This window comes from Bradyrhizobium sp. 31Argb (assembly GCF_043638955.1).
GTDB lineage: Bacteria > Pseudomonadota > Alphaproteobacteria > Rhizobiales > Xanthobacteraceae > Bradyrhizobium.
On record NZ_JBEGDB010000470.1, the window covers coordinates 1 to 3317 of the forward strand.

The 3317-nt window shown below is 65.1% G+C and carries 2 protein-coding genes and 1 pseudogene; 1 reads left to right on the forward strand and 2 read right to left on the reverse strand.

What is annotated here, in order from left to right:
• Positions 1 to 231: pseudogene (locus AAFX91_RS40135) on the forward strand (hypothetical protein); the annotation flags it as partial.
• 18 nt (positions 232 to 249) lie between these two features.
• Here AAFX91_RS40135 and AAFX91_RS40140 read toward each other — a convergent pair.
• Together AAFX91_RS40140 and AAFX91_RS40145 are read right to left on the reverse strand one after the other, a co-directional pair.
• Entirely contained in the window at positions 250 to 2304 is a 2055-nt protein-coding gene (locus AAFX91_RS40140; protein ID WP_394570184.1) for an acetoacetate--CoA ligase, read from the reverse strand.
• A 112-nt stretch (positions 2305 to 2416) separates the two neighbouring features.
• Positions 2417 to 3223, reverse strand: a complete 807-nt coding sequence (locus tag AAFX91_RS40145; RefSeq protein ID WP_394570185.1) for an alpha amylase C-terminal domain-containing protein — start codon at positions 3221 to 3223, stop codon at positions 2417 to 2419.
• Between the last annotated feature and the right edge of the window lie 94 nt (positions 3224 to 3317).

Sequence of the window (3317 nt, forward strand, 5' to 3'; positions counted from 1 at the left end):
CCTGCGTCCACGATCTTCGAATCATGGTTGCCCATGGATTCAGAATCCTCAGTCAATTACAACTGTAATGCTAGCTCCAACTCGGCGAAACTCGCGGAGATGCTGCTCGATGCCGGCGCCGATGTCACCTACCGCACCCTGCCGGTCGGCCATCAACTCTCGCAGGCGGACCTCGTGCTCACGCGCGAGTGGCTGGAGCGGGTGAAGAAGCGGACGCTTCAGTCCGCGTAAGAATGCAGGCGTCGCGCCTCACGCGGCGCCCGCATTCTTTTGCAGATAGTCGTCGGCAAAGGCGAGATACCACTCCAAGCATCCCGGATTGGCCATCGCGTCCTTGTTGATGACCTTCTCGATCGGATGGCCGAGCAGGAGCTTCTTGATCGGCAGCTCCTGCTTCTTGCCTGATAGCGTGCGCGGAATTTCGGGCACCTGGAAGATCTCGTTGGGAAGGAAGCGGCGGGACAGGCCGGCTTCGATTGCCTTGTTGATCCGTGTCTTCATCGCCTCGTCGAGCGCGATGCCATCGCGCAGCACCACGAACAGCGGCATGTAGCTTTCGCGCCCGAGATATTCGAGATCGATGACCATCGAATCCAGGATCTCCGGCAGTGCCTCGATCGCCGAGTAGAGTTCGCTCGTCCCCATGCGCAGGCCGTGCCGGTTGATGGTGGCATCGCTCCGGCCATAGATCACGCAGGAACCGTCGGCGGCGACCTTGAGCCAGTCGCCATGCCGCCACACCGGACCGCGTCCGCTGCCGTCGAAATCATCCGGATAGGTCTCGAAATAGCTGGCGCGGTAGCGCGCACCATCAGGATCGTTCCAGAAGCGCAGCGGCATCGACGGCAACGGCTCGGTGCAGACGAGCTCGCCGACCTTGTCGATCACGGTGCGGCCCTGTTCGTTGAAAGCCTCGACGGCGCAGCCCAATATCCGGCATTGCATCGTGCCCGGCGTTTGCGGCAATTCCCTGTTGCCGCCGATGAAGGCGCCGGCGAAGTCTGTGCCGCCGGAAATGTTCGCCCACCACATGTCCGCCTGCGCGGCGTTGCCATTGAGCTTTGAAAGCGCGGCGAAGCGCTCGTTGAACCAGGCTTGCGTGTCGGCGCTGAGCGGCGATCCAGTCGAGCCGAGCGCGCGCAGGTGTGAGAGGTTGCCGACGGCGGCGAGATCGATTTCCGCTTTCGTGCAATTGGCAAAGAACGCCGCGCCCGCCCCGAACACCGTCACCTCCGCGTCGGCGACGAAGCGCCACAGCGTCGTCCAGTCCGGCTTGTCCTTTGACCCGCCGGGGCTGCCGTCGAAGATGCCGCAGGTGGTGCCGCCCAGGAGCCCGTTGACCTGGCAGTTCCACATGATCCAGCCGGTCGAGCTGTACCAATGGAAGCGTTCGCCAAATGAGTTCGGCTGATAGCTGCAGCCGATGTCGTTATGCAGCGTGTTCAGCGGCAGCACCACGATGATGATGCCGCCATGGCTGTGCACGATCGGCTTCGGCAAGCCGGTGGTGCCGCTGGAATAGACGATCCAGAGCGGATGATCGAACGGCAGCCACACCGGCTCGAACGCATCGATCGCAGGACTGCGACGGGCGAAGATCGCCGACAACAGCGGATCGGCTGTCTCGGCGCTCTCCGCGTCGCTGTGCAGGATGAAGTGCTTGACCGTCGGCAGCGAGCGCCGGAGCTCGTCGACCACGGCGCGGCGGTCATGCCGCCGGCCGGCATAGGTGACGGCGTCGCAGGCGATCAGCACTTTCGGTTCGATCTGCTTGAAGCGATCGATCACCGCCGGCGCCGCCATGTCGGGCGCACAGACGCTCCAGATCGCGCCGAGGCTCGCGGTGGCGAGGAAGGCGATGATGGTCTCAGGGATATTAGGCAGATAGGCCGCGACGCGGTCGCCGGGCTTGACGCCTTTCTCCCGCAAGTGAACCGCAAGCGCGGCCGCCTGTCGCCGCAATTTGGGCCAGCTCGTTTCCTTCAGCACGCCATCTTCGCCGCTGCTCACGATCGCCGGCAGGCCCGCGGCATCGGCGGCTTCGACGTGCCGGAACACCTGCTGGGCGTAGTTGACGGAGGCGCCGGGAAACCAGACCGCGCCCGGCATCTTCCGCTCCGCCAGCACCGTGCGGTGCGGCGTCGGCGAGCGCAGGTCGAAATAGTCCCAGATGCTCTGCCAGTAGACGTCGATGTCGCGCACCGACCACTGGCGCATGTCCTCAAAACTGGAAAAGCTCAGGCCGCGCTGCGCCTCGAGCCAGCGGCGATAAAGGGCGATCTGCGGAACGTAAGGTGCGGTCATTGCTCTCAAGCTTATGTCGCGGCGGGGAGCGCCGCTCGAACGAGAGCCCTACCATAACGGAACCCGCGCGGGAATGTCATCGCGCAGCGCCCTGAGGAGGCCGCTGACGGTGTCAGCCTCTTGCGAACACCAACAGCCCGTTCGCCGGGATCGTCACTGCGGCGGACGCGGGCAGGCCGTGCAGCGGCGGGCCGTCGGCATGCACGCTGCCATCGCCGGTGACGGTCACCTCACGGTCGTAGATGTCGCTGTTGAACACCTCGCGCCAGCGGCCTTCAGCGGGAAAGCCGATCGCGTAGTTGTGGAACGGGCTTTCGTTCAGGCTGCAGACCACCACGACGTCGCCGCCGTCGTCCTCGACCCAGCGCTGGAACGCCAGCACGCGGTTGTCGTCGTGGACATGGATGACGGCGCAGCCTTCGCCGCGCAGCCCCGGCGTCGTCAGGCGCAGGCCGATCAGGTCGGAGGCAAAGCGCAGGAAGCCGGCCATCACCTCATCGCCGCGGTCGAACGCCGCCCAGTCGATTTCGGTATCCACGCTCGGCGTGTCGCTCCATGGCTTTGACGCCAGCATCTCCTGGCCCATGAACAGCATGGGAATGCCGGGCGCGGTCAGCAAGAGGCCAAGCGCGAAGCGGCTGCGGCTGCGCGCATACCAGGATCTCGGATTGCTGCCGTCGGCGAGCGCCGCGATCCGCTCGTCGCGTCCCATATAGACGATGTCGTGGTTCTCGATTGCGTGCACCGCGCGCCAGCGGTCGCGCAGGCGGATCGCGGCGATCGCGTCTGCGATCGCTGACATCGGCACGCGCGCGCTGGCGCCCTGCGAGGCGCTCGCAATCGCCGCCCGCACGCTGTTGCGGATGCCGTCGCTCCAGGTGGCGTCGAAGCCCGCGCCGCCCTCGCTGCGATCCTTCACGATCCACGCATTGACCGGCGCATTGCCTCATCAAGAATGTTACCGGAGAACTGACCGTCAGGATTGGGGCGGCGACACCGAATCGGATCGGTGT